The 1,504-nt window shown below is 35.1% G+C and carries 2 protein-coding genes and 1 pseudogene; 1 reads left to right on the top strand and 2 read right to left on the bottom strand.

Annotated features, from left to right (window positions below):
- Nucleotides 1-196: pseudogene (locus tag R7O12_RS24560) on the top strand (LysR family transcriptional regulator); the annotation flags it as partial.
- Nucleotides 197-369: 173 nt separating this feature from the next.
- Here R7O12_RS24560 and R7O12_RS24555 read toward each other — a convergent pair.
- Both R7O12_RS24555 and R7O12_RS24550 read right to left on the bottom strand, forming a co-directional pair.
- Complete coding sequence (locus tag R7O12_RS24555) at nt 370-828, bottom strand: hypothetical protein (protein WP_015313138.1); 459 nt, start codon at nt 826-828, stop codon at nt 370-372.
- Between the two features lie 222 nt (nt 829-1,050).
- On the bottom strand, nt 1,051-1,504 hold a 454-nt coding region (locus R7O12_RS24550; protein ID WP_140136609.1), incomplete at its 5' end, for an OmpA family protein.

The following is a 1,504-nucleotide window of genomic DNA, read 5'->3' as shown; positions in this document are numbered from 1 at the left end:
CAATATCGCGATAATCCCCCAGTCTTTTGCAATGAAATGGAAGGAACAACTAGACTTACAAGTGATTGACTTGCCCATTGAGTCAAACCTTGTCACCTACCATTTCATTTATCACAAAAGAGAAAAAAACAACCTGCACCACAAGCGTATTCGAAACAACATCAAAGAAACGCTAAAACCATTTTACAAATCTTAGCTCTTTGCTTGTCCCCGATGCCAAGAACCATACAGTTGTATCGGTAAGCCAGGCGCGGTTATCTAGCGGCTTTACCTCGTGTACTGATAATAATTGTATAGACAGAACAAAAGCGATGGTGGCTAAATTCGTTTTTAAATAACAGATCTTTTTAAATGGCAAAGATATCACGATTAAACTTGATGATATTTTTTGTTTTTACAATCATAGCTTAGCAACTCGTATGTATTTCTAATATCCAAGTACTTTTCATAATGTAGATAGGCAATGATTCTAGCGTCTGTATTAAACATCAATACGTTTAATGCATTTATTGAATCATATAAATCTTTACCATCAACACCTGACTCTTTATAGCAACTATTTATATAATTGAGTTCTTTGTAGAGTTCGCTAGCAATCAGCGGATTTTCTAACCTATCTTTTGCGAAATCATAACTTAATATACTTGTCGCATATTGGATATAACGTAACATAAACTCTTTATCAGCTTCTGTTACTTCTAGGTGGTTAACGACTTTATCGACATCATCTCTGATATTATTTTTATTTAAGTCGATGCCTAATAAAGTGTCAGAAACATCTTTGAGTATACGAGGGTTATATACATACTCCTCTAGTTGGGCGCTCATCGCTGGTTTTTCTACTTCAGCATAGGAATGGTAAGCGTTACCAAAAAACAAAAATATCGACACGAAAATATGTTTACATTTCATTGATTGAGACAACTAATTTATACATTACAGAAATAATATTCACAAAAATAAAAGCTTAGTAAAAACTAAGCTTTTAAATACCACATAAGATTGAGCACATGAATATTAAAATTACAACAGCAAATAGTGGATTGCTCATTACTCTATAGTTAATACAACTCGACGGTTACAGCCTGACAGCTTATTCTCGTTCACCTTACATATAGGCGCAGACTCCCCAAAGGCCTTTTCCACAATTCTGTTGCCAAGCCCCAGATCTTTCTTTAAATACTTTGAGGCTGTACTTGCACGTCGAAGGGATAAACTTTTGTTGTAAGCCTGGCTTCCGACATCATCCGTGTGCCCTTCAACGAGAATACGTTTGTCTTCGTTAACCAGTTCTAAATACTTTGATATAGCTTGTTTATGTACGTTTGTTAGATAGTGCTCATTAGTATCATAGTGTAGAACTAACGACATTGAGTTCTTATCAAATGTGCAACTTTCCGTGGCGTTTGTAGCTTCAACCTTTTCAATTTTTTCATCTTGCACAATGGAAAGATCCTCATTAATTACTGATGCGAGTTTTCCATCCACCTGAGTAATTTTTGTA

This window comes from Vibrio sp. Vb1574 (genome assembly GCF_033338675.1).
The sequence above is the reverse complement of the archived record's forward strand: the minus strand, read 5'-3'. Positions and strand labels throughout refer to the sequence as shown.